Annotated in this window: 15 protein-coding genes; 13 read left to right on the top strand and 2 right to left on the bottom strand. The window is 56.3% G+C overall.

Features of this window, described 5'->3' with window-relative positions; all coding sequences use genetic code 11:
- Positions 1-6: 6 nt before the first annotated feature.
- Both ACIX8_RS20280 and ACIX8_RS24870 read left to right on the top strand, forming a co-directional pair.
- Positions 7-393 (top strand): hypothetical protein, encoded by a 387-nt coding sequence (locus ACIX8_RS20280; protein ID WP_014267257.1) that lies wholly within the window; start codon positions 7-9, stop codon positions 391-393.
- A gap of 208 nt (positions 394-601) precedes the next feature.
- A complete protein-coding gene (locus ACIX8_RS24870; RefSeq protein ID WP_014267258.1) occupies positions 602-3982 on the top strand; it encodes a malectin domain-containing carbohydrate-binding protein in 3381 nt (1126 codons plus the stop codon).
- An 83-nt stretch (positions 3983-4065) separates the two neighbouring features.
- Here the strand turns inward: ACIX8_RS24870 and ACIX8_RS20290 are convergent, their stop codons facing one another.
- The gene (locus tag ACIX8_RS20290) at positions 4066-5916 is read right to left on the bottom strand and encodes a glycoside hydrolase family 9 protein (protein ID WP_014267259.1); all 1851 of its coding nucleotides are present in this window, start codon (positions 5914-5916) and stop codon (positions 4066-4068) included.
- A gap of 117 nt (positions 5917-6033) precedes the next feature.
- Here ACIX8_RS20290 and ACIX8_RS20295 point away from each other — a divergent pair, with 117 nt between their 5' ends.
- The 3 genes from ACIX8_RS20295 (at position 6034) to ACIX8_RS20305 (ending at position 9193) form a co-directional block, all read left to right on the top strand.
- Positions 6034-7212, top strand: coding sequence for a glycoside hydrolase family 18 protein (locus ACIX8_RS20295; RefSeq protein WP_014267260.1), 1179 nt, complete (start codon positions 6034-6036; stop codon positions 7210-7212).
- Positions 7209-8435 carry a DUF5009 domain-containing protein gene (locus ACIX8_RS20300; RefSeq protein ID WP_014267261.1) on the top strand — a complete coding sequence of 409 codons (1227 nt, stop codon included), beginning with the start codon at positions 7209-7211 and terminating at the stop codon, positions 8433-8435. Before ACIX8_RS20295 ends, ACIX8_RS20300 begins: the two co-directional genes overlap by 4 nt.
- Before the next feature lie 290 nt (positions 8436-8725).
- Positions 8726-9193 (top strand): DsrE family protein, encoded by a 468-nt coding sequence (locus ACIX8_RS20305; RefSeq protein ID WP_014267262.1) that lies wholly within the window; start codon positions 8726-8728, stop codon positions 9191-9193.
- Positions 9194-9443: 250 nt separating this feature from the next.
- On the opposite strand, the gene ACIX8_RS20310 is transcribed toward ACIX8_RS20305, so the two are convergent.
- Positions 9444-9776 carry a hypothetical protein gene (locus tag ACIX8_RS20310; protein WP_014267263.1) on the bottom strand — a complete coding sequence of 111 codons (333 nt, stop codon included), beginning with the start codon at positions 9774-9776 and terminating at the stop codon, positions 9444-9446.
- Positions 9777-10123: 347 nt separating this feature from the next.
- Here ACIX8_RS20310 and ACIX8_RS20315 point away from each other — a divergent pair, with 347 nt between their 5' ends.
- The 8 genes from ACIX8_RS20315 (at position 10124) to ACIX8_RS20350 (ending at position 25572) form a co-directional block, all read left to right on the top strand.
- Positions 10124-11485 carry an APC family permease gene (locus ACIX8_RS20315; RefSeq protein ID WP_014267264.1) on the top strand — a complete coding sequence of 454 codons (1362 nt, stop codon included), beginning with the start codon at positions 10124-10126 and terminating at the stop codon, positions 11483-11485.
- The gene (locus tag ACIX8_RS20320; protein WP_014267265.1) at positions 11482-12414 is read left to right on the top strand and encodes a carbohydrate kinase family protein; all 933 of its coding nucleotides are present in this window, start codon (positions 11482-11484) and stop codon (positions 12412-12414) included. Before ACIX8_RS20315 ends, ACIX8_RS20320 begins: the two co-directional genes overlap by 4 nt.
- A 15-nt stretch (positions 12415-12429) precedes the next feature.
- Positions 12430-13371, top strand: coding sequence for an alpha/beta hydrolase (locus tag ACIX8_RS20325; protein WP_014267266.1), 942 nt, complete (start codon positions 12430-12432; stop codon positions 13369-13371).
- A gap of 352 nt (positions 13372-13723) precedes the next feature.
- Positions 13724-14791 carry an ROK family protein gene (locus tag ACIX8_RS20330; RefSeq protein ID WP_190273710.1) on the top strand — a complete coding sequence of 356 codons (1068 nt, stop codon included), beginning with the start codon at positions 13724-13726 and terminating at the stop codon, positions 14789-14791.
- A 610-nt stretch (positions 14792-15401) separates the two neighbouring features.
- On the top strand, positions 15402-17531 hold the full coding sequence (locus tag ACIX8_RS20335; RefSeq protein WP_014267268.1) for a glycosyl hydrolase family 18 protein: 2130 nt from the start codon (positions 15402-15404) through the stop codon (positions 17529-17531).
- A gap of 298 nt (positions 17532-17829) precedes the next feature.
- Positions 17830-21258: a TonB-dependent receptor gene (locus tag ACIX8_RS20340; protein WP_223295400.1), complete on the top strand. Its 3429-nt coding sequence runs from the start codon at positions 17830-17832 to the stop codon at positions 21256-21258.
- A gap of 295 nt (positions 21259-21553) precedes the next feature.
- On the top strand, positions 21554-23560 hold the full coding sequence (locus ACIX8_RS20345) for a family 20 glycosylhydrolase (protein ID WP_190273712.1): 2007 nt from the start codon (positions 21554-21556) through the stop codon (positions 23558-23560).
- A 17-nt stretch (positions 23561-23577) separates the two neighbouring features.
- Positions 23578-25572: a glycosyltransferase family 39 protein gene (locus ACIX8_RS20350; protein WP_014267271.1), complete on the top strand. Its 1995-nt coding sequence runs from the start codon at positions 23578-23580 to the stop codon at positions 25570-25572.

Genomic DNA, 25572 nt, shown 5'->3' on the forward strand with positions numbered 1-25572 from the left:
CGAACCATGGCAAGCGTCTCTTCACGAGCAAGAGCATTCCGCATCGCTTCGTGGATCACAGCCCTGAATGTCCTGATAGCCAGCGGATTTTCTATCGCAGGACTCCTTCGCCCTGAGTCCATTCTGCCCGCCGGTTATGTCCCTACAAATGCGTCGTTGATCTTTGCGCTGTACGCGGCCGCCCGCACGATCCCGCTGGCGTGTGTCGTATTCGTAGCCATCTACAAACGCTGGATATCGGCGCTTGTCGTCCTCGGTAGTCTTGCAGGGGGTGTTCAGTTTCTCGATTCCATCGTCGGTCTCGTGCAGCAAGATCCTGGAAAGACCTATGGGCCCTTTGTCATCGCTCTTTTTCAGTTGTATGCCGTGATCCGGCTGGTGCGTTCGAACTGAGACAAACCTTTATCTGCACTCTTCAGGACAATCCGGCCTCGCTGGACAGTCAAAGCGTGATCGTGCGATCTTGTCTACGCTATTTTCTTGATCCTTCTCATGACGCGAATAGGCCACAGCCAGGTTGACCGGTTTAAAGTGGTGGGCCTCTTGAGGAATTGAGGAAAGTGGCAAAGAAAACCGCTCGACTCCATCTGACAGAGGTCTCATGACACACCAGAGTTGCAAGTTCATGGCGCACATCCATCGCCCCTCCTCCTTTGTGAACGGAATATCGTTCGGAACCGGAAAACGCCGGAGCTTTTCCTCCGCGCTTCTTCTGGGTCTCACGCTCAGCGCACTTCCTCTTTTGACCAGTCGAGGATCGGCGCAGGCCACACCCAACTTCGGCCCGAACGTCTCCATCATCACGCCCGATATGTCGAGCGCGACGATTCAGAGCAAGCTGGATTCTCTTTCGCAGGAGGCCCAGTTCAGCACGAATCGCCATGCGGTGTTGTTCATGCCGGGAACCTATAGCGTCCAGGCGCAGGTAGGCTACTACGAGTCCGTCTCCGGTCTGGGCGAGTCGCCGAATGACGTCACCATCAACGGCTCCATCGAACAGAATGAGGTGGACGAGTTTGGCGCGCTCACCACCATCTTCTGGCGCTCGATTGAGAACATGACGGAAAACTCGCCGACGACGCTGCAATGGGGCGTCTCGCAGGGCATATCCTTCCGGAGGATGCAGGTCAACGGAGCGATGGAGCTGACCAACGCCGCCTGCAACTTTTCGAGCGGCGGCTTCATCTCGGACACCGTAGTTACAGGAAATCTCAACTCCTGCTCGCAGCAGCAGTGGTACACACGCAACAGCCGCATCGGAAGCTGGAGCGGAAGTAACTGGAACATGGTCTTCTCCGGGGTAGAAGGTGCCCCGTTCTCAAACTATCCGAGCAATACGTTCACCGTGCTTCCAACCACTCCGGTAAGCCGTGAGAAGCCCTTCCTGTATGTGGACAAGTGGAACAGGTTCAACGTCTTCGTGCCGACGCTGCAAGAAGGCTCGTCCGGAATCACCTGGTCCCATGGCCTCGAGCATGGATACTCCCTCTCCATTGATGATTTCTTTATTGCGCAACCTTCGACTCCCGTCGCGCAGATCAATAGAGCGTTGGCCGAGGGCAAGAATCTGATCCTGACTCCCGGCATCTATCCGCTTCAAGGATCGATCAACATCACGAGGCCGAACACGGTCGTGCTGGGCCTGGGCTACCCGACACTGGTTCCCCAGACAGGAACCGCAGCCATCACAGTCGCCGACGTCGACGGAGTGCGGCTTGCAGCCCTGCTGATCGATGCAGGGCCCGTCAACTCCCCTGTCTTGATGCAGGTTGGAGCCTCCGAAAGTTGGTTCGGGAATCAGAACGGATGGAGACCCTCGCACCATTTGAACCCGACGTCTCTTAACGACGTCTTCTTCCGCATTGGCGGAGGCACGCCGGGCACTGCGACCACCACGCTCCAGATCGATAGCAACGACGTCATCCTGGACAACATCTGGGCGTGGCGCGCGGACCACGGAAACGGTGTCGGATGGACCGTCAACGTGGCCGAACATGGTGTGATTGTTAACGGAGACAACGTCACCGCGCTGGGCCTCGCCGTCGAACACTACGAGCAGGCCCAGGTGCAGTGGAACGGCGAACGCGGCGAAACGATCTTCTACCAGAGCGAGCTGCCCTACGACCCGCCTAGCCAGAGCGCCTGGATGGATGGCAGCGCGAATGGTTACCCCTCCTATGTGGTTGCTCCGCAGGTCAAGAACCATACGGCGTACGGCATGGGCGTTTATTCGTTCTTCAACCAGGGCGTCGATATCGTCGAAGACAGCGGGATCTCGGTGCCGAATACGCCCGGCGTTACGGTGACGCATGCCGTCTCCGTCTTCCTGCCGGGAAGCGGCTCCATCACCCATGTGGTGGACGAGGCTGGCGGCTCGGTACAGAGCGGCACCCAGACAAGCTTTCTGCCGTTCTATCAGGGCGCGCCCTGCACCTTCGGCTGCCCGATAGCGCCGACTGCTCCGGGAGATCTAAAGGCTGCCGTAGTGTCTTCCAATCAGATCGATCTTTCCTGGAGACCAAGCTTTAGTCCGGGTGTCCGCTACAGCGTATTTCGAGGCATGTCTTCCGGCTTCGCACCCTCGGCGAGCGACCTGGTCTACTCGGGCGTGATTGGAACTTCGTACACGGATAACGCAGTCAACCCTGGGACGACTTACTACTACGTCGTCGAAGCGACGAACGACAGTGGCACGTCGGGCGCCTCCAATGAGGCAACCGCCGCGATCCCCAGCACCGGTGGAATCATCAGCCAGGATGTGATCAACATCAGCGCAGGCGGCCCGGCCAACGGAAGTTGGGTTGCAGACGAAGACTTTACAGGCGGCACGGCTACCAGCACAGGAGCAACGGTCAACACCTCGCTCGTCGCGAATCCCGCACCGCAATCCGTATACCAGCACAACCGCTTCGGTCCTATGACCTATACGATTCCGGGGCTGACACCTAACGCGAAGTATGTCGTGGACCTGCACTTTGCAGAGACCTTCTGGACCTCGCCTGGGCAGCGCGAATTCAACGTGTTGATTAATGGCAAGGAGGTGCTGAGAAACTTCGACATCATCGCCTATGCCGGCAAGATCGACACCGCGGTCGTGCAGTCGCTGTCTGCGATCGCCGACTCCACCGGAACAATCACGATCCAGTTCACGGTGGGCGCAGCGGATAATCCGCAGATCAATGGCATCGAGATCGGACTTCTGTGCAAGACAAACTGCGCGGCTGCTCCAGCCGCTCCGAAGAAGCTGACCGCAACTGAAGCCTCCACGAAGCAGATCAACCTCACATGGTCCGCGAGTGCTACTCCGGGAGTTACCTACAGCGTGTTTCGCAGCCAGGAGCCTGGGTTCGCGACCACGGCTGCAAGTGAACTGGCTTCGGGACTGACGGGAACGACCTACTCGGATACCAGTGCGAATCCAGCGACAACCTACTACTACGCCGTCGCTGCCTTGAACCAGGCGGGACTTTCAGTTGCCACGAATGAAGCCAGCATCACGACTCTGACCGCTGGTGGCGCCATCGCCTCCGACGTTCTGGATATCAATGCCGGTGGAGCGGCAGTGGGCTCCTGGGCAGCCGATAAAGACTTCTCCGGTGGCACGGCGACAAGCACCAGTGCCGCAGTCAATACCTCGAAGATTCCCAACCCCGCCCCTGAAGCGGTCTACCAGACGAATCGCTTTGGTCCGATGACGTATACGATTCCCGGCCTAACACCGGGAGCCAGCTACATCGTGGATCTGCACTTCGCCGAGACGTTCTGGACAGCTCCGGGACAACGACAGTTCAATGTCCTGATCAATGGCAGTCAGGTCCTGACGAACTACGATATCTTTGCGTCGGCGGGCGGGGAGTTTATCGCGACAGTGCAGTCGTTCGCAGTGACGGCGGACAACACCGGAACCCTTACGATTCAGTTCGTCGTCGGGGCTGCGGACAATCCCCAGATCAACGGGATCGAGGTTGGAAAAGCAAAGTAGTACGGATAGAGAAAGCCGTTTGCATCGCGGGGTAGCCACTTGTCATTCTCAAGTGGCTACCCCGCACTTTCTTAGCGTTGACCTTACGGATGGGGCAGGCTTACCGCATACAGATACCAGGCCGCATGCGGCAGCCACTGTTCCGTCCAGCGCCAGTCTTCGTCCTTACCTGTCACGGCAAAGCCTTCGTTGTAGGCGATGCCGTCTTCATCGTTCGTCGCTGACGTGACGCCGTTAATGACCGACCCGGGAGCGCTTGTGTACTTATAGGACTTGAAGAACATATACGCGGTATCGCCGTGACCACTGCCCATCAGCATGCTCACATCAAATGGGTTCCGGCCTTCGATCCAGTGCAGTTGATTCCACGCATAGTCCTGTAACTGCTTTTGAAAGCCAGGATCGTCCGCGAAGAACGGTGCGGCCATGCGTGCGGCAGCGGCGAGTGAAGCGAGCCGTGCGTTCTCGCCCTGCCACCATGGAGCGGCCTCCGTGTCATGCGGGAAGAAGTAGGCGCTGCGCACCTTGCCATCCCCCATGCGCACCAGTTGCCGCGCATAGCCGAACGGATTGTTCTTCTCCGCAGTGATGCTCAGCTCAAAGTGCAGCGACCGCTTTACCGCCGCGTAGACCTTCTGCTGCATCGCGGGAGACGCGGTCTCCGCATACTCCAGAAGGCTCACCACCGGCAGCCCGGCATCGGACGGATGAAAGAACGGACGCGATCCGTCGTCGGCGCGCCATGGGTCCTGATATCCCGCGATCGTTGTCAGACGGCCCATCAGCTGTTCGGCACGGCCATCGGCAGCGGCTTGATACTTCGGCAGCTTCGTCGCGCGATAGAGCTCGGTCGCGGCCATGAGCGCGCAGTAGTCGTCGAGGATGTTCTCTTTGCCATCGTTCAACAGCTCTCGATTGTGCGCGGATAGAAACTCGAACGCACTCTCCGCTGTCTTCAGATACTCGGCGCGGGAGATGTCGCCTTCCTCGGGCATGGTGCTGGCGAGCGCCAAAGCGGCAATCGCCATGCCTCCTCCGGCCCGGAAGCTTGCCTCGTAGGCATGCGGGCCGTTGGCGGTCTGAATCTGCTCGGTAGAGTCCGATGCGTTCTTCTTGATCTGCGTCCTCCAGTTCGGGTTTCCGATCTCCCGGTCCTTCGCCAGCTTCTCTTTGCCCGGCTCAGTAATGCTCTCGTAGAACGAGCCGTCCGGCCGCTTGATCCGCACCAGGTAGTCGGCTCCGAATAGGCCTTCGTCCAACAGACGACGCTCGTATTCACTGAAGTTATCGTCGTGCCGCGCCTGCAGCACAAGGTAGCTCTTCAACAGCGTCCAGGCCACCAGCGGCACCTGCTGCGGATTGAAGTACGACGTCAGATTCTGATGCGAGAGATGGATGCCGTAGTCGCCGGTCGCGTCATACCAGCCGCCATGAAGATCGACGAACCCGGAACCGCCCGGAACCTTCAAGCGCCGATCCGCCTTGTCGAACAGGCCGCTGGAGCGCTGCCCCTTGAAGTAGTACACGACATTCGAAAGCGTCTCGCGCTCCAGCAGGTTGTCCTCGATCGCAAAGGGACACGAGCTCACCTCACCTGCCGCAGTCTTCGTCCGGACCTCGTAGTGCCCGGTCGTATGCCACGCGGAGAAGTCAGCCGTCCAGAACACTCGGCCTCCCCAGTGATCTACTTCCCCGCTGGGCGTAAGGTCCGCCGTCAGCACCGTTTTGCCCGTCGCAGCATCCACCAGTGAGAACTGCCGTGGGTGGTCCTGTTCCGCCCCCAGAATCAACGCCTGCTTGACCGAAGCGGTCTCGTAGCCGACCTGGTCCACCAGTACCCGCGGCTGGACCTGCGTCTGAGCGGCACCCGCCAGAGCGAACGAAAACAGGCAGCAGCCCACGAATAACTTGACGCCATAACGATCCATCTTCATGCGTTCTCTCACAATCAGCAGATTCCTCTCGACATGCGCAGCGATTATCGACAATGATGGTATGACTTTATACTGAACTTGCTTAACGAACATAACTAAGGGAGCAAACGCTTGTCTATGAATGAAAGACGCCGCGATTTCCCAAGCTTCTGGTCTCCCCTACGCCTGACGGTTCTAGGTGCGCTGACCCTGCTTAATGGCTTCCACGCCATCGCCGAACCGAAGGTTCCTCCCCAAAAGGCCATCGTCGCTTATGTCTTTCTCAAGGACCGCACACTGCAGCCGAACGAGATTGCCGTCAACAAGCTCACGCGCATCAACTATGCCTTTGCGAATATCCGGGGCGGCCGTATCGTCAACGGCTTCAAGAACGACGACCAGAACCTGGCGGATCTGGTAGCGCTGAAGCAGCAGAACCCCTCGTTGACGGTGCTCGTCTCCGTAGGCGGTTGGGAATGGTCCGACAGCTTCTCCGACATGGTTCTTACCAAGGCCTCCCGTCGTGAGTTCATCGCCAGCGTGACTGACTATGTCCAGCGCCACCAGCTCGACGGCCTGGACATCGACTGGGAGTATCCCGGCATGGCGGGATCTACGAATCACTTTCGGCCGGAAGATACGCGCAACTTCACACTGCTGCTGAAAGAACTACGCGCGAGTTTCAAGCATCAGGAGCGCAAGCTGCATCGGCAACTCTATCTCACGATCGCCGCTGGAGCCTCATCGGGCTACATCGCGAACACCGAGATGGATAAGGTGCAGCAGTATATCGACACCGTCAACCTTATGGCCTATGACTACTACGGGTCAGAGAAGACGACCGGCAATCATGCGCCGCTCTTCACTGACCCGAACGATCCTCAAAAGATCTCCGCCGATCGCTCCGTCCACGAGTTCGAGCAGGCGGGAGTACCGGCGGAGAAGATCGTCCTCGGCGTTCCCTTCTATGGACATCGGTGGGGCGATGTCGCCGACGTGCAGCATGGTCTCTTTCAGGCCGGGACTCCGCTGCCGCAAGGCTACACACAGTACAGCATCGTCTCGACAACGTTGCTGAACAACGGCTTCGACCGCTACTGGGATAAGGCTGCTTCTGTGCCCTACCTCTACAGCCCAAGCCAGAAGATCTTCGTGTCCTATGAAGACACCGAATCGCTCGCGTTGAAGGCGCGCTACGTGATGGACCAACACCTTGGCGGCATTATGTTCTGGGATTACGATGGCGATCCCTCGGGAACACTGCTCGATACTGTCCACACAGGTTTGACCCAACCTACAGCGGATAAAGCACCATGACCACTGCGCAACCGGTATTTGCAAGCGAAGCTCCGCGCACAACACGCGTGGCCTCGATCGATATCTTCCGCGGCCTCACCATGGCCATCATGATCTTCGTGAACGATCTCGATGGCGTCCAGGGCTTGCCCTGGTGGACGCATCACGCGAAGGCCAATATCGACGTGATGACTTATGTCGACATGGTCTTCCCGTTCTTTCTCTTCATCATTGGGCTCTCCATGCCGCTCGCGATCCGGCAGCGACTAAAGAAGAACCCCTCCATACCCCAGCTCTGGCTGCATGTGCTCATCCGCTCCGTCAGCCTGGTTGCCCTGGGTGTGATCCTCGCCAATGCCGGCAAGGGCAGCGCCGCGCTGATGCATATGTCTCCCTATGCCTGGACGCTTCTTGCGCTTCTCGGAATGGCGCTCTTTCTCAGTGTCTATCCCAGCAATGGCCGCCATGCGAATCTGCACAAATGGCTGCGCCTGGGAGGTCTTGCGCTGGCGCTTGTCATGTTCGCGATCTTCCGCCGCCTCACGCACGACGGCCACGTCGCCTGGCTTAGCTTTTCCTACCTGGAGATTCTCGGCCTCATCGGATGCACCTACTTCGCCGTGTCACTCCTTTACATTCCAACGCGCCGCTGGCCGTGGGCCTCTCTCGCGTGGTTCATCGTACTGGTGGCCTTCAGCAGTCTCTGCAGCGCAAAGATCATCGTCTTTGAGCACGGTTTCCCACTCTACATATGGCCCTTCGGCGACGGCACGATGGCCTTCGTCACGATGGCCGGTATCGTCACATCAGTCGTCTTCATCGGCGAAGAGCGCTGGCAGACGCTGCGCAATAAACTCCTGCTGGGCTCGGCCTTCGGCGTTGCGGCTCTTATCGCGGGGTACTTTCTGACGCCGCTCGGCATCTCCAAGATTCGCGACACGCCGACCTGGGGACTCTACAGCGTGGGAGCGGCTGTGCTGCTGTTCACTGCACTCTTCTGGCTGTGCGACGTGAAGAAGCAAACCTCCTGGGCAGCCCTCGTACACCCCGCCGGAGCGAACACGCTGCTTACCTACCTGCTGCCGGATGTATGGTACTTCCTTACCGCGCTGCTGGGTTTCAAATGGTTTGAGCTGCATCTCAACTCCGGTTTGCCGGGGGCTCTGCGCTCGGCAGTCTTTACGGCGCTTATGCTGGCGATTGCGGGAGTTCTGCTGCGGATGCGGGTTCGGCTGCAACTTTAGATAGTTGTATCTAGTCATGCAAGGCATGATTGGATGATCTGCGGATTATTGAGTTCCATCTCGATCTACTTTTGCTCGTTTCTGGCGGTCGTAGGGGATGAATTTTAGCTCCTTCAGGCGTCGATTTGGCACCAAATAAGTGCAAAACTCCTTCTTTGTTTTTAGCTTGCCGTCACTCGTCCACACCGAGGCGAAACTGTCTGCCAGCATTCGATCAGCAGTGCCGTACCTTCGGAGGGTGATGCCGCAGCTAAACTAAGCAAAGAGGATTGCAACTGAAAGGAAACTACATGACACGTCGTAACTGGATGCTCAGATTTTGTTCCTTGCTTCTGTTTCCCGCAGGCTTGCTCGCCCAGAGCACTGCATCCGCTGCCCCAGCCTCTCCTCAGAACCAGCCAACGCAAAAGGTCCTGATCCACGTTGGCACGAACAACTCTGAGAACTGGCAGGCCGCGCTGAAGAAGGCAAACGACCTGATGGCATCGAGCGCAAAGCCCTACGATACCTATGTCGAGATCCTGGCGACGGGCGATGGCCTGAAGCTGATCGACAAAGACAACCCAATGACGAACGAGATCTCGAAGTCGCTGGATAAGGACGTCAGCTTCGTCGCATGTCACGCGTCGATGAAGACGAATCATATGGAAGATAGTCAGCTTGCAGCTGGAGTAGGTACGGTACCCTCCGGCGGGCGCGAAATAGCCGCACGCAAGGCCCAAGGTTGGACCGTCCTCGAAGATAAGTCCATCAAGTAAAACTCCACGCGCCCTGACACTATTCAATTACTCATGGTGGCTAGAGGCTGTTATGAACTTGGATCAAGTTAGCGACTTCTCGAACGGTTCCTTTGTTTCGAAATCGGAGAGATGGGGGACGAAGCGAGCCGGGTATCCGAGTGAAGCATCTCGCAAAAAGCGCGAGATGCTTCACACTGGACCATGAATTTGTGGGGGCTAAACAGAAAACGCTATGGGTACCAGGTAACCAAGAATGAGACTTCCCAGGTCAAAAATGTACATTCCGATAGAAGATGCAGTAGGTCTCCAGATACCAGGACCCGACGAAGAGAAGAAACATCACGCCTGACGCCCACCAGAACAGCTGCATCGGCAATGTAGCCGCAAGCCGCGCACTGTTTGCCGATGGCTTTTGCGCCGACTCCCCAAAGATCAACCCGCTTGCGAGTGCGATTCCGCCGGACAGTGCCAGCAACTCAAGAGAGTCCCAGATTCTCTCGTGAAGTCCGCTTGGCGGACCAAGAAAAGCCGTATGGAAGACAGCACACAGGGAGAGCAGGCACAACATCAAGGAGATCGGTTTGGCCACCTCTTTCAACACTATGCTGGCCTCCTTGCGCCCTCAGTTTACGCCCCCTGAAACGCTGCGTACAACTTCACATGAAGCGGCAGGGGCACCTTCTCCGAAGTGCGGGGATTTCGGTTTAGGAAGATACTTATGAACGTATCGTTAACATGTATTCCAGTCAACGTAATCTTTACGGACTGCTCATTTCGTTTGCGAGTGCAACCGCCACGACCCCGCTAAAACGCCGAAAACAAGCTGGTATTGCCAACTTCAAGCAGCTCAGGGGCTTGGCAAGGCATAGAGGCTTATTAACGACTATTGACAAAGAATCGGCATCGCGGGATACTCGTCTATATTCAATGGGTGATCCGGAGCCTCTCATGCAGGTCAATCTAGCAGGTGCAGAGGAAGGTCCAGATCGCCAAATGGGGCTCTTCGGAGCCTGCACCTCTAACATGCTCAATATGATAGGGGTGGGGCCGTTCCTGAGCATCCCCCTCGTCCTGATCGCTGTACATGGCTCGAAGGTTCTGCTCGCCTGGGTTCTGGGCGCGGTGATCTCGCTGTGCGATGGCCTTGTATGGGCGGAACTCGGCTCTGCCATGCCCTTTTCCGGAGGGCCTTACTTTTACCTTCGGTATGCCTTCGGAGAGAAAACCTACGGCAAGGCGGCAAGCTTTCTTGTTCTCTGGTCGTCTGTACTTACTGCCCCTCTTCTGATCGCCTCGGGCGCAGTGGGCTTTGCCCAGTACCTTCGATATCTCTGGCCCACCCTCCACGATGGGGGGCTTTCCCTCGTAGCGATGGCGGTCTGCCTCATCAACGTGATCCTGCTCTATCGCAGGATCACGACGATCAGCGCCATCTCCATCGGGCTCTGGTTACTGGTCGTCGGAACGATTATCTGGATCATCGTGAGTGGAGCGACACACGTTCCGTTCGCCCTCAAAGAACAGTTCAGCGGTGGGTATCCAGTCATGGACGGAGCCTTCTGGAAGGGTGTGGGCGCCGCAACCCTGATCGCTGTCTACGATTACGCCGGCTACTATAACGTCTGCCTGATCGGGGGCGAATTGAAGCGTCCCGAACGCACGATCCCCTACTCGATCATCGGTTCTATCTTCCTGGTGGCTATTCTTTACATCGCCATGAACCTTGCCATCATCGGCGTACTGCCGGTTCAACAGAGTATGCACTCCAGTGCGATCGTAGCGGACTACATGCAGGCGGTTTACAACGTCAGGTATGCCAGGATCGCGGATGTGCTCATCCTGGTCGCAGCCTTTGCCTCCGTGTTCGCAATCCTGCTCGGCTTCTCGCGCATTCCCTTTGCGGCTGCAAAGCAAGGAGAGTTCTTCAGCATCTTTGCGAAGGAACACCCGACGAAGAACTTCCCGCATATGTCGTTGCTGATCCTCGGAGTTCTCTCTGCCTGTGCCTGCTTGCTCAGCCTTAGTACGCTCATCAGCCTGGTCATCGTTATCCAGACGATGGTCCAGTTTCTTGCCCAGTGCGTCGCGGTGGTTCTATTGCGCAGGAGCCACGCCGGCAAGAATAATCTTACCTTTCGCATGCCGCTCTATCCGTTGCCGGTAGTCATCGCTTTTATAGGATGGCTCCTTATTCTGGCTTCCAGCGGTGTAAGAAATATCCTTCTCGCCCTCGCCATCACGCTCGCGGGAATAGCTGCTTTTCTCTATAAATCACGCCAGGAACAAAGCTGGCCTTTTGAAACCTTATGACTAAATGCTGGAATATCGCCGTTGTCGGCGAAGTATATGTAGACCATATCTTTACCGATTTTGACCACGTCCCGCTGCCTGGGGAAGAGGTCTTCGCAGAGCAGTATCGCCGCGAGGCCGGAGGCGGCACCGTCAACACAGCCTGCGCCCTGGCTCGCCTTGGCCACAACTCCTCCATCTTCGGAGTGTTTGGGGAAGATGAAGAGGCGTGGCTTCGCTTGAGACTAAGTTCGTTTGGAGTGCATGCTGAGCACGCTGCCTCCTCTGAGCTCCCAAATGCACTCACTGTAAGCATGTCGACGACCTCGGACCGCAGCTTCTTGAGCTATGCCGGGGCCAATCGAATTCTGGAAAAGTATGTAGCTCTGCCTGAAACGATCGCCGCTCTTTCCATGGCTCAGCACGTTCATTTCGCCATGCCGCTCGAAGTTGAACTTGCAAAGGTATTGCTGCCTTCCCTGCGTGCCGCCGGCTGCACCCTATCGATCGATCCGGGCTGGCGTAAGGATTGGTTCCTAAGCTCTGGAAGCCTTGATATATTACGCATGGTCGACCTATTTTTACCGAACGAGAGCGAAGCCCAATTGCTGACCGGACACAAGAAACCAGAACAGATGTTGCGTTCCTGTGCCGCATTGGGACTGCACCACACAGTCATTAAGCTGGGGCCTCGTGGAGCTGTCACTTTTCAGAACGACCGGCTATACACGATGGTGCCGCCAGATGTTCAAGTGATCGATACCACCGGGGCGGGCGATGCTTTTGATGCCGGCTTTATCGATGCCTGGCTATCCGGGGCCGATATCGAAGAGCAGCTGCGGAGGGCCTGCATCTGCGGCTCCCTCTCCACCCGTGCCCGCGGCGCTCTTACCGCTCTGCCTTTCCGTGAGGAGATGCGGGACTTTGTACAGGAAAAATCTATCTTCTAAGCTCGTGGAGAATGAATGTCGAACCTACCGATGGACCCTGCGTTCGCATCGCTTGCCAAGCACCCGAGGGAGGTTCTCCGGGATGCAAACGTTGCGCGTGAAGCACTCTCTGCTGCGCGGCAGGGCTCTAAGTCGTGGGCATCAGAGTTAGATCTTGCGGTAGAAGACCTGGATGTTCCTTCTTCCAACAGCGAAGAGAAGCAGGTCCCGATACGTATCTATCGCCCAAAAGCCGCAGGGGGCGCACTGCCCGTACTGCTCTACCTTCATGGGGGTGGGTTTTATTGCGGAGACCTCTTCTCTGAGGAGCGGCAATGCGCCCATTATGCACACAACGCGCAGTGTGCCGTTGTGTGCGTTGCTTACCGGCTCTCTCCTGAAAACCCCTTCCCCGCCGCGCTTACAGACTGTTACCGCGTACTAGAGTTTCTCTGGAACGAGAGCCAGGACCTGAATCTGGATCGCGACCTTCTTGCTGTAGGAGGCTCCAGTGCGGGAGCGAATCTCGCCGCCGCCATCGCTCTGCTCGCGCGTGATCGCAAGGGGCCCAGGATCTGCTTCCAAATGCTGTTGATTCCTGCGCTGGATGACCGTCTCGAGACGCCGTCCGCACGTCAATTTACCGATGTTCCTGACTTTGCGAGACCCGAAGCAGAGGGCATGTGGCGTTGGTACCTTGGCCAAAACGTGCAGGAGGTTTCGCCTTACGCGGCTCCGGCGCGCGCTGAAGATCTATCTGACCTGCCCGCAGCGTACGTACTCTGCGCCGGTCTTGATCCCCTTCGAGATGAAGGCCTCCATTACGCACGGCGCCTGACAGAGGCCGGAGTAGCTGTGGAACTCCACCTGGTTCCCTCCATTCCTCATGGTTTCGCCAGTATTCCTTCTGCGGAGGTCTCAAAGCGCCTATTAAACGAGCAGGTAGACATCCTGCGTAATGTATTTCTCCCCAAATGAAACAGTTTATGAGACTATGTAGGAATTCCATTCCAGAGTAGGCCTACATGGATGTCCCTGCCCGCATCTTTGGTTAGACAAGATTGCTACTGCCAGGTTCAATCAAGGCAGTTCAAGGTTTGTCATTCGCTTTTGTTTCCTTCAACGGAAATAGATAAGCTAGATTACCCATAAGAGCTGATGGCGGAAGTTTTAGAATTTTTCTAGGATCGTTCGAGGCAGCAGGATGAGTAAGAGTCGGATATTGATAGGCAGTCCAGCATTAATGCGCCAGACAAATGCGCGCACAATTTTGATGTTGTTGAAGAAATTGGACCACTGTTCGCGTGCGGACCTTGTTCGCGAAACGGGCATGAGCGCTCCAACGGTTGCGAATGTCGTCTCCGATCTCAACGACCTCGGATTGATTGAATGGATTGGCGAAGGTACATCCAGCGGAGGCCGCCGGCCGGACAATCTTCGTTTCAAAGCTGACTATGGCTGCCTTGCAGGAGTCGATATCACTGCGGATGCGCTTCGCATTCTGGTTACTGACCTGAACGGCACGCTCATCGAGGAACAGTACGAATCTCTGCCAAAGGACTCCCGCAATCCAATTGCTGTGATCGAGATATTACGTGGGTCGCTAAAAGCAATCATGCAGAGACATAGTCTGGCCTGGAAGAAGTTACTTGCCATGACGGTCGGCGTGGCCGGAATTATCAACGTTCGAGATGGCGTTGTGATCTCCGTTAGCAATTTAAACGCCTGGAGAGATCTTCCTCTCCTGGATATGCTGAAAAAACAATTTTCGTGTGCCCTGTTCGTGGAGAACGATACCAATCTCGCAGCGATTGGGGAGCACTTTCGCGGTGTTGCTCAATCGGAAGAAAGCTTCATCTTCGTCACCGTAGGATCGGGCGTCGGTGCGGGAATATTTGTCAATGGCCAGATCGTGCATGGATCGAGTTGGTCGGCTGGAGAAATTGGCTATCTCCGCATCCCCAATGTCTCGGGCATGCCACCTTCTTTGTATGAATTCGGTGGCCTCGAGCAAGTGGTAGGTGGTCCCGGCATTTTAAGAAGCTGGAATGCGGCCGGAAACAAATCGGGCGCGACGATCAAAGTACGCAAAGCGAGCGATGTGCTGGACCTCGCGCTGGAAGGCAACTCGGCTGCACAGAAACTGGTCTTGCAGCGAGCTCGCCTGCTCAAAGACGTGGTTCTCAATCTCGCTCTCACCTTGAATCCCAGCCTCTTTGTATTCGGAGGCGAACTGGGAGCTCATGCGGCGTTACTGGAGCCGACAGTGGAGATGCTGCGCAAGAGTGAGATTGCGGTAGCCGAGGTATTGCCAAGCAGCCTCGGGAAATCGGCCGTCGTATGGGGCGCCGTGGCTATGGCGATGCGGGATTCCGAGCAGAAACTATATCGCTACTAGATCCATCGCTGGCACAGAGTCAGACTGTAAACCTCTATCTGATTGGTTTTGCGTTGCCTGGTTTCGATAGACGATAAAACGTCCGGCCAGGCAGCGTTGCAACAGGCGTCAATACCCTGCAATCCCTGCAACATCTTGCGATAGCAGGAGATATCTCCGTATCCTTTTTAAAATTTGTTTCGCAAACACAGATGCAGACAATGCTGAACAAGGTATTGTTAAAATACTGTTGACCATCCTTGATTCTAATGATACGTTCCTAAGTATCTTTTGTACCCAATCTTTCGCGTCACATTTCGAGTGAACGTCGTATGCAGAACCTTTGCGGCTCACTCTCTTTCAGGCTCGCATTTCATTCTGTTCTATCGACGTACCGATGGAGGTTTCGAATGTAACGATGTCGAACCGCTTTCCGCCTGTGCTTATTGGCTGGTTTGTTATCCGCACTATAGGTTGCTACATCGATCCTCCCTCCTATCCTGTCCGCTCAAAGCATGATCGCAAGTTCGCTCTCAGGTTTACCCAGACCAATCTGGCACGCCCATCATCGAGTTTCCAAACTCTCAACCACGGGTGGAGAATCTAGCCCCCAAAATTCAAGGAGATTCAAATGAAGCGCACTATCATCTCCCTATTTCTGTTTTGTGGCTTACTCGTTCTATCACTTCCCAGGGCCGCCTCAGCCCAGACCGCATGCGCTGCAGCATGGAGCGCCACGGCGGTCTACACCGCAGGCATGACAGCAAGCCTGAGCGGCGAGAACTACGTCGCCAACTGGTGGACACAAGGCAACAGTCCGGCAACCAACAGCGGCGGAGCCGGTACGGGTCAGCCTTGGACCGCGACAGGAGCCTGTTCGAGCTCGACCTGTTCGACGGTGCCGGCTATACCGACTGGATTAGCATCTTCGGGAACGACTAGTTCCGGCACAAGCCTGAGCTGGGGAGCGGTGACTGCTCCTACAGGCTGCACCGTTAGCTACAAAGTGCTGCAAGGTGGAGCTTCGATTGCGACCCCAAGCACAAACTCCGATGCCGTAACGGGCCTCTCTCCCTCGACAACATACAGCTTCGCCGTGGAAGCCTCGGACGCTGCGGGCACATCAGCCGCGAGTTCGGCAGTGAGTGTGAAGACCCTGGCTAGCTCCTGCGCGACCGCGCCGAGCGCCCCAACAGGATTGACAGCCTCTGGCACGACGGGTTCCACCACCAATTTGACCTGGACCGCAGTTACGCCTCCTACTGGCTGCACTGTCAGTTATTCCATCTCAGGTGGACCTTCGACCTTAACCTCGACCACAGCGTCGGATACCGTAAGCGGCTTGACCCCTTCGACCGCCTATACCTTCACTGTCGTAGCCAAGGACAGCGCCGGTACATCGACTGGAGCCACGGTGCATGTAACGACAACCGCCGTCGTCAGCCAGTCGTTTGTTGGAGGGTGGTTTGAAGAGTGGGGCACCTACTATGCCAACTCGAACGTTGCGGACCTGCAAAACAGTGGAGGAGTCAACGCTCTTACCCATCTCATCTATGCCTTTGCCAAGCCTGCTGCGAACGGCAGCAATGTGACTTGCGCAATTGCCGACTCCTATGCCGATTACCAGAAGGTCGTCCCCCAGGTAACTGGTGCTACTCCCGCCGTGGCTCCGCTGCAGGGCAACTTTGGCGCGCTCGCGCAACTCAAGCAGCTCCATCCCAACCTGAAGGTGCTGATCTCCATCGGTGGATGGAACCCACCCACCTACAATCAGCTCTTCGACCAGGCATCCAGCACGGCTGCTCAGCGCCAGGCCTTTGTCAGCTCGTGCGTCAACATGTTCATCCAGGGCAATATCGCCTCGGGTGTTTCCACCGGCACTCTCTTCGATGGCTTCGACATCGATTGGGAGTTCCCGAACGCAAACGATACGGCCAACTTCACAGCGTTGATGACCGAATTCCGCAACGAGCTGAACACGCTGACGACAACCACCGGCAAGACCTATCAGCTACTCGCCGATCTGCCTGCTGGTCCGTCAACACCGGGCGCGGCTGCGGACTCGGGCAACGACGGCGGTTATGACACGATCAATATCGCGGGTCTGTCCGCGGTGTTGGACTACATCAATGTCGACGGCTATAACTACTCCGGCGACTTTTCAAGCGCCACCAATGACGCGTCTCCGCTGTTCGACGAAGCTGCAAGCCCGCTTTTTGGAACAGGTGAGACGATTCAATCCACCGTACAGTACTATCTTGCTCACGGCGCAGCGCCGGCCAAGTACACCATGGGCTTCCCACTCTATGGTGCTGGCTGGGCGGGGGGTCTGACCTCAGCCAACAGCGGCATGTATCAGAACGCAACCGGAGTGACAGATCCGACCGGCGCTCTGACTACGAACGGAACAGCTCCGGTTCCTAACCTCAACGGAGTAGGAAACTGCTCGACAGGTGATAACCAGGGAAGTCCGGCAGCAGGATGCGACTACATCCTGACCGACGGTCTGGCAACCTATCAGACGATTGAGAACCTGTTGAATCACGGATTCACTTCCAGCTACGACGCTACCCGCTGCGTAGTTCGTATGTATAACCCAACCACCAACACGGCATTCAGCTACGACAATCCTGAGTCGGTGCAGTGCAAGGTGAACTACATCAAAGCCAATGGTTTGGGCGGAGGCTATGTCTGGGCGTTGAAAGACGACGACACCAGCTCATCCCTGACCAAAGCCCTTGGAACAGACCTTAACCCGTAAGAACGTTATGCCGTTCAGGAGAAGTCGTCCTGGCCGGTGAAAATAGCTCCTAATGAGTTCGACCTTCAGATCGCAACAGATCGCGATCTGAAGGTCGGACTAAACCACAGACAAAGCTGAGCAATTCGAAAACCACGCTCCTGCGCCGCGAGCAGCAATATTTATGGAGAGCCTCATGATCAAAGCTAGTTCCGCTTTTTGTACAGAAGTTGCGTTCGTTCCGAACGTTTCGGCGAAGAGAGCGAGTTTCACAAAAAAACGCCCCTATCTGCTTCTTCTGTTAATGACGATTTTGTTTTTGTTCTCTCCGCTGACGCGCGGACAGGAGTTAGCAGGAACTTTTTCGGGCACGGTAACGGACAGCACCGGCGCAGTGATTCAGAACGCCAATATCACCATCACTCAGAACGGAGTGAATGGAGAACCTCGCATAGTCCAGTCCAATAGCTCAGGAAACTACACAGCCAGCAACCTGCCTGCCGGCACCTATACGATTACTGTGACAGATCCAAACTTCGAGACATTTGCGGACCGTAACGTCGTTCTGAATGTGGCGCAAAAGCGCACAATCAATGTGCAACTGAAGCCCGGATCACAAAGTCAGACTGTGACGGTCGAGGATCACCCGGTGTCTGTCGACACCGAAAGCAGCTCTCAGGCTGGAACCATCTCTGGAACCCAGGTACGCGAGCTGGAGCTGGTCAATCGCAACTTTCAACAGTTGGTCACGCTGCAGCCAGGCGTTGTAAACCAACTGCCGGATCAGCCTGGCTTCGGAAGCCTTAACAGTACGTCTACAATCTCCGTCAACGGTGCGCGTACAGGTGCTAATAATTGGTCGGTCGATGGCGCGGATATCAACGACAGCGGCTCGAACACCACGCTGCTTAACACCCCCAGCATCGATGCTATCCAGGAGTTCACGCTGGAACGCAGCTCCTACGATGCCAGCTTCGGACGCAGCGGAGGCGGCCAGGTTCTGGTGTCGACCCGGTCCGGCACCAGTTCATTCCATGGCGATGTCTATGAATTTGTGCGAACGGAAAATACCAATGCAAACTCCTACTTCAACAATCTGACCGGCCTCCCTCGCTCCCCTGATCACTACAACAATTACGGCTTTACTTTGGGCGGGCCGCTCTATATTCCGCATGTCTACAACACAGGCAAGAATAAGACCTTCTTCTTCTGGTCGGAAGAATGGCGCAAGATCTCTACACCTACAACAAACAATGTACCGGGTGCGACCGCGGCTGAATTAAGCGGCACATTTTTCTCACCGACTGCACTGAATGCACCCGCGGGCTGCGTCACCAGCTATACGCCCTACATCGCACCGACCGCGCAGGGCGGTGTCGGTTCGGGTGGTGTCGGCACCATCAATATCAACAACCCCAACTGCATCAGTAAGAATGCCCAGGTATATCTGTCGCAGATCATCAGCAAGTTCCCGGCAAATTTCACTACGGTCAACGCTCAGACTGGATTTGCCGAAGGAAGCAACATCACGTCTTACACCGTTTTGAATAACTTTCGCCAGGACCTGGTTCGTATAGACCATTACTTCAGTGACAGGCTGCATTTCTTTGCGCGCGGCATGGAAGATTCCGCTCCCAGCAATAGTCCTACCGGTCTGTTTGGTGGCGCTAACTACCCAGGCGTCTTGAATGTGCCTATCAATGCTCCAGGCTACAACGTTGTGGGTAACCTGACCTGGACAATCTCTCCAAAGATGGTGAACGAACTGGAGTTTGCGTACTCCCAGGGAGGCATCAAAGGTGGATTGAATGGTGCTGGAAATTCACCCAGCGTCCTTGCCTCGCTGACCAACCAGCAGGCCTATCCCGACCCCTACGGACGTATTCCAGGCGTGACGCTGCTGGATTCCTCGGTTACCGGCGTATCGCAAGGCAATGCTCCATACAACGAGCGCAATCTGGACCGCAACATCTTTGACAACTTTACGGTAACCTTGGGCAATCACACGCTGCATGCCGGTGTTACTGTCCAACAGATGTTGAAGACCGAGAACGGCGGCGGCGGAAATCCAAACTTCCAATTCAATACATGGGGAGATTTTCTGCTGGGCAATGTGGCACTGTACACACAGGGCAGCCGCGATATCGTTCCAGACCTTCAATTCTGGAACACGGAAGCCTATATCCAGGACGACTGGAAAGCGACCCACAACTTGAATGTGAATCTAGGCCTTCGCTGGACACGATTCCCTTCGCCCGGAGATGTAAACGATACACTCACCAACTTTGATCCGACGGTGTACGACCCGAAGAAAGCGCCGCTTCTCGATGGCAATGGAAACTTTGTGGCCGGGCAGGCTTTCACGTCGGCAAATTATGCCAATGGAATGATCTTTCCCACGGGCTCTGCTTGCGCAGCCGCTCAGGCCATCACCTCTCAGGCCTCCTGCTCTCCCTATGGCGGCATCGTGAACCCAAACAATAACTGGAACTTTGCGCCCCGCGTGGGCTTTGCCTACGATCTCTACGGGAACGGGAAGACTGTTTTGCGCGGCGGGTTCGGCATATTCTTCGATCGCACCCTGGACGGCATCTGGGAACAGAACGCGTTCAGCGATCCACCGCTGGTGCAAACGACGACGATCAGCAACACGTCATTTGATAATCCTTTGGGTACTGGTGCTGCGGTGCCTGCTCTTGGACCAAATGCTCTTACGACAACGGGCGATCCCACCTTCAAGGTTCCCTCCTACACCGACTACAACCTTTCACTGCAACAACAACTGGCTCCCACGACCGTGCTTGAAATTGCCTATGTGGGTTCGGTCTCTCGTCACCTGCTGGGAGAGCTGGATTTGAATATGCCCACGCTAGCTACCCGTGAAGAAAATCCGTTAGCTCCTCTCAACAACATCCGTCCCTATCTGGGGTATTCGGATTTCCATACCCGGCTTCCCGTCTTCACCTCCAACTACAACTCGCTACAGGTACAGTTGACTCACAAGTCGCGAGACCTAAACTTAGGTATCGCCTATACCTGGTCTAAAAATCTGTCGGATCAAGCCAATGATCGCGGCACAGCCAATACCTATACCTACGATCCGAAACTGGACTACGGACCTTCTTCCATCAATGAACCGCAGATCTTTATCGCCAACTTCGTCTATAAGGAACCCTTCCTCCGTGAGCAACATGGATTGCTTGGGCACGTATTGGGCGGCTGGGAGATTTCGGGTATTACCAACTTCCAATCCGGACTGTCCACCACACTCTCTCAGAACACCGATCCCTTCGCTTGCACCCCTCCAGGCAATAACAACCCCGCAGGCACTGCCACTCCCCTCTGCGCGGCCACCAATGCAGGAGGACCCTATCCCGGCGGTTTGGGCATGGTAAATCCAAATGCAGATATTCTGCCTCGTCCCGATCAGATAGCTCCAGTCCACTTAACCAAGACAAAGGCTCAATGGTTCACAACGAGTTCTTTCATACCGGCAGAGGGCCATTTCGGCACTGCTCCGGTTGGCGGCTTCCTGAGCCCGGGACTGGAAAAGATTGATCTGGGCTTGCTGAAGAACTTCAAAATCACACAGCGAGCCAATCTTCAAATGCGCGCTGAGACCTTCAACGTCTTCAACCACACCAACTTCTCGACCCTGGACACGGGCATTGCGGATGGAACCTTTGGACAAGCCACAGCCGCTCATTCGCCGCGTATCATGCAGTTCAGCGGAAAGCTCTACTTCTAACCCCTAACCGAAACAGTAAGGACAAGGCCGGAGCGCAAGCTTCGGCCTTCCTTTATCTCCAGGGCCTGTCATCAAACTTTTTTCCGTGCTAATCCAACTGCAAACGCCAAGTGTGCCAATTGACGCAAAGGAAACTCCGAGCAAACTTGGCGTCCTTCGCGCACTTGGCGTTTGCAGTTCGAGGACCCACCCTGGCTCTATACAATTCTCTTTTCCAAGCATTGCCATACGATTCCACAATCAAGAAGGTGCCATGTTCCGTTCAGATATGAGACGTACGAGTTGCGCAGTCTTTATGTTCTCTTTCATGTTGCTCGCCGGCAACTCAGCGAAGGCCCAGACACCACTCCCCCTCATTCCTCTTCCTGCAACGGCAGTGGAGGGAACCGGCAGTCTGTCCGTCGATCATGGATTGCAGGTTGTCTTGGAGGGCTACACGGAACCGCGCCTTGAACGGGCGCGTGCGCGATTCCTAGACACCTTGTCCCGAGAGATCGGAACTTCCGGCGTACCTCCCCAGACTGTTGCAGGCGGAAAGCTCATCATCAAGACGGCTGGACCGAGTGCACCCGTACAACAACTTGGCGAAGATGAGTCGTACCATCTGGAGATCACCACCACAGGAGCACACCTCACTGCTCCGACTCCCCTTGGCGTACTACATGGGTTACAGACATTTCTGCAACTGGTCCACAGCACTCCTGAAGGCTACGCGGTTACAGGCGTAACGATCGACGACAAGCCGCGCTTTCCCTGGCGCGGACTCATGATCGATACAGGGCGTCACTTCATGCCGCTCGATGTCCTCCGGCAGAACCTCGATGGTATGGAGGCCGTGAAGATGAATGTCTTTCACTGGCACCTCTCCGAAGACCAGGGCTTTCGAGTAGAGAGCAAGACCTTTCCCCTGCTCCAGGAGAAAGGTTCAGACGGTCTGTACTATACGCAGGACCAGGTTCGAGGCATCCTCGAGTACGCTCATGACCGCGGCATTCGCGTCGTCCCGGAGTTCGATATGCCAGGCCATGCAACCGCATGGTTCGTCGGCTATCCCAACCTCGCGAGCGGCAGCGGGCCCTACAAGATTGAGCGTCATTGGGGGATCTTCGATCCGGCGATGGACCCTACCCGTGAGAGCACCTACCAGTTTCTTGATCAGCTCCTCGGAGAGATGACGGCCCTCTTCCCCGACGCCTATTTCCATATAGGAGGCGATGAGTGTAACGGCAAGGAGTGGGATGCCAATCCCCGCATCAAGCAGTACATGCAGACCCACCACATCAAGGATGACGCCGGTCTGCAAGCGTATTTCACCAGCAGAGTGCAGCAGCTCGTTACGAAGCGTCACAAGATTACGGTAGGTTGGGATGAGTTGCTGCAACCGGATACGCCTCGCGATGTCGTGATCCAATCATGGCGCGGTCAGGATTCCCTGGCAGAAGCTGCACGGCGCGGCTATCGTGGGCTTTTATCGGCAGGCTACTACATCGATCTGAACCAATCGGCAGCGGACCATTATGCGGTAGATCCTCTCGTGAACGGCAAGGCCAAGTTATCCCCTGCGGAGGAAGCCAATATTCTCGGTGGTGAAGCGACCATGTGGACGGAGTACGCCACTCCTGAAAACATAACCGGCAAAATCTGGCCGCGAACCGCCGCCATCGCAGAGCGACTCTGGTCGGCTCAGAGCGTGAAGGATGCCGACTCCATGTACCGGCGTATCGATACGCTCTCGCAAAATTTCGCTTACTACGGCTTGCCCTATCAGGGTGTCAGAGAGCAGATGTTGAGGAGGTTGAATAGCTATAGCGATCCGAAGGCACTACAGATTCTTGCAAGCGTAGTGCAGCCTCCCAGGGACTATGCTCGAGAAGAGCTGCGAGCCTACGATGCCTTCTATCCCTTGAATCGACTCGTCGACACGGTTCCCCCCGAAAGCAACAAGGCACGGGAGTTCAATGAACTTGCCGCGCGAATCGCCGCAGGAAAGGCCGCCCCAGAAGACTGGCGGAAGGCGCGTCAATGGCTGGCGTTGTGGCGCGACAACGATGCAGCTCTCCAGCCCTCCCTGCCGAAATCTACCTTGACGGCTGAGTTAGCACCGCTGTCTCACAACCTCTCGCAGGCCGCCACCATCGGCTTACTCGCTCTCGATGCCCTGCAAAATAATGCGCCTGTTAGCGCCGAAATGCAAAAACAACAACTGGCTGAACTCAAAGAGCTTGAAAAACCACAGGCTATCCTGCTAAACAGGATCGTCCCAGGCGTGGAGGTGCTGGTAAGCGCAGCCAAGGCCCAATAATCTCTCAGGATGGTGACATGATCTCTCGGCAACGGAAGTGTCTTTGGCCTGCAGTCATCGGACTGCTTATTCTCCAGGCCGTACAGGCGCTCTACATCGTCCATCGCGAATCGCTCACCTTCGACGAAGACAACCACATGTTCGCCGGTTACATGATGTGGAAGGCGGGTGACTACGGTCTCAATCCCGAGCACCCGCCGCTCGTAAAGCTCCTCGCAACTCTTCCCATACTGCATGAGCCCCTTTGGATTCCACCGCAGCAGGGCCGCGATTTCAAAACCGAGGCCTACCTCAGCGGCCGCGACTGGCTGGCTCGCAATGACGGAGCGAGCCAGCGGCTCGTCTTCCGCATGCGAGTCGGCGCGGAACTGCTCGCACTCCTCCTCGCCCTCACTGTTTTCCTTGCGGCACGCGAATGGTTTGGAGATACCGTAGGCCTCGTCGCACTCCTTCTGCTCGTATTCGATCCCAACATCCTGGCGCACTCCGCGCTCGTCACTACAGACGTCGGCGTCTCGCTCTTCTTTCTGGCTTCGATCTTCACCTTCTATCGCTACATCACTCGCCCCACTCTTGTTCGTCTGGGACTCACCGGGATCGCTGTCGGTCTGCTGCTCGCGACCAAGCATTCAGGCATCCTCATCGCACCCATGCTTCTGCTGCTCATCGCATGGGAAATCTTCATTGCGCCGAAGCCTGAGCGTGCCCGCACAGCACTAAGGCTGGCGGGGGCCTTGGCTGCCATCACGGTCATCAGCGTAGTGGTACTGTGGAGCTTCTATGGCTTCCGCTATGCGGCTCGTCCGGCGGGCTTGCAGCTCAGCACGTCGCTGCGCAACTACACAGCGCCGCTCAGCCACTTTCAGGCCGCCGCGGTCCTCACCATCGCGCGCCTTCATCTCCTGCCCGAGTCCTACCTGATAGGTCTCGTCGATGTGAAGCGCATGGCAGAGTTCTATCCCACGTTTATCTTCGGGAAGGTCTACGCGCACGGTCAGTGGTGGTACTTTCCCGCCGTCATCCTCATCAAGACGACGCTTGGGCTTCTCGTATTGCTGGCTCTCGCTACATTCGCCGCACTTACCGGCAAGCTGGAAAAGCGCCGCGAGTTGACCTACATCCTGATTCCCGCGCTGGTCTATCTCGCTATCGCCATCGCCGCCGGCATGAACATCGGAGCACGTCATCTTCTGCCGATGTACGTACTGCTGACGATCTTCGCCGCGGCTGGCGTTGTTACTCTCGCCCGTATCAATCGAGGCTGGGCCGTGGTCTGCACGCTGCTCGTCGCAGCGCACATCGTCTCCTCGCTGATGGTCTTCCCCAACCAGCTGGCCTACGCCAACGAGGCCGTGGGAGGACCGAAGAACCTTCACAACCTGCTAAGTGATGCGAACGTCGACTGGGCGCAGCAGCTCCTGCAGGTCAAACAGTGGCAGGACCGTCATCCTTCAGAAGACTGCTGGTTCGCCTACTTCGCGCGACCGGAGATTGATCCGGCAACCTACGGCATCCACTGCCATGCACTACCCACCATCGATACTTCCTGGCTTGGAGGCTCGGAGATCGTGCCTCCAACGATCAACGGAACCGTACTGATCAGCGCCGGAGACCTTAGCGGCTGCGAGTGGCCCAGCGGCAAACTCAATCCCTATCAGAGCTTCCAATCCCGGCGGCCTGACGAGTCCATCGACGAGGCGGTCTACGTCTATCGCGGAACGTTCGATATGTCCTTTGCCGCAGCCATGAGCCGAGCCCAGCAGAGCCACACTCTCCTCAGGCATCACCAGCCCGAGGAGGCCTTCGCGCTTGCTCACGAAGCAGTAGCCATTCAGCCCACAAATCTCTTCGCTCAGACGGCATTGGGAGATGCAGCCTCCGAGCTCGGCAAGAAGCCCGAAGCGGTGAGCGCCTGGCAGGTGGCAATCGTGGCTGCCCAGGAGCTCGAACAGGATGCTCAAGAGAGCTACATTCCCGATCTGCAGAAGAAGACCAGGCGAGCCGCGCAGTAA

The organism is Granulicella mallensis MP5ACTX8 (genome assembly GCF_000178955.2).
GTDB lineage: Bacteria > Acidobacteriota > Terriglobia > Terriglobales > Acidobacteriaceae > Granulicella > Granulicella mallensis.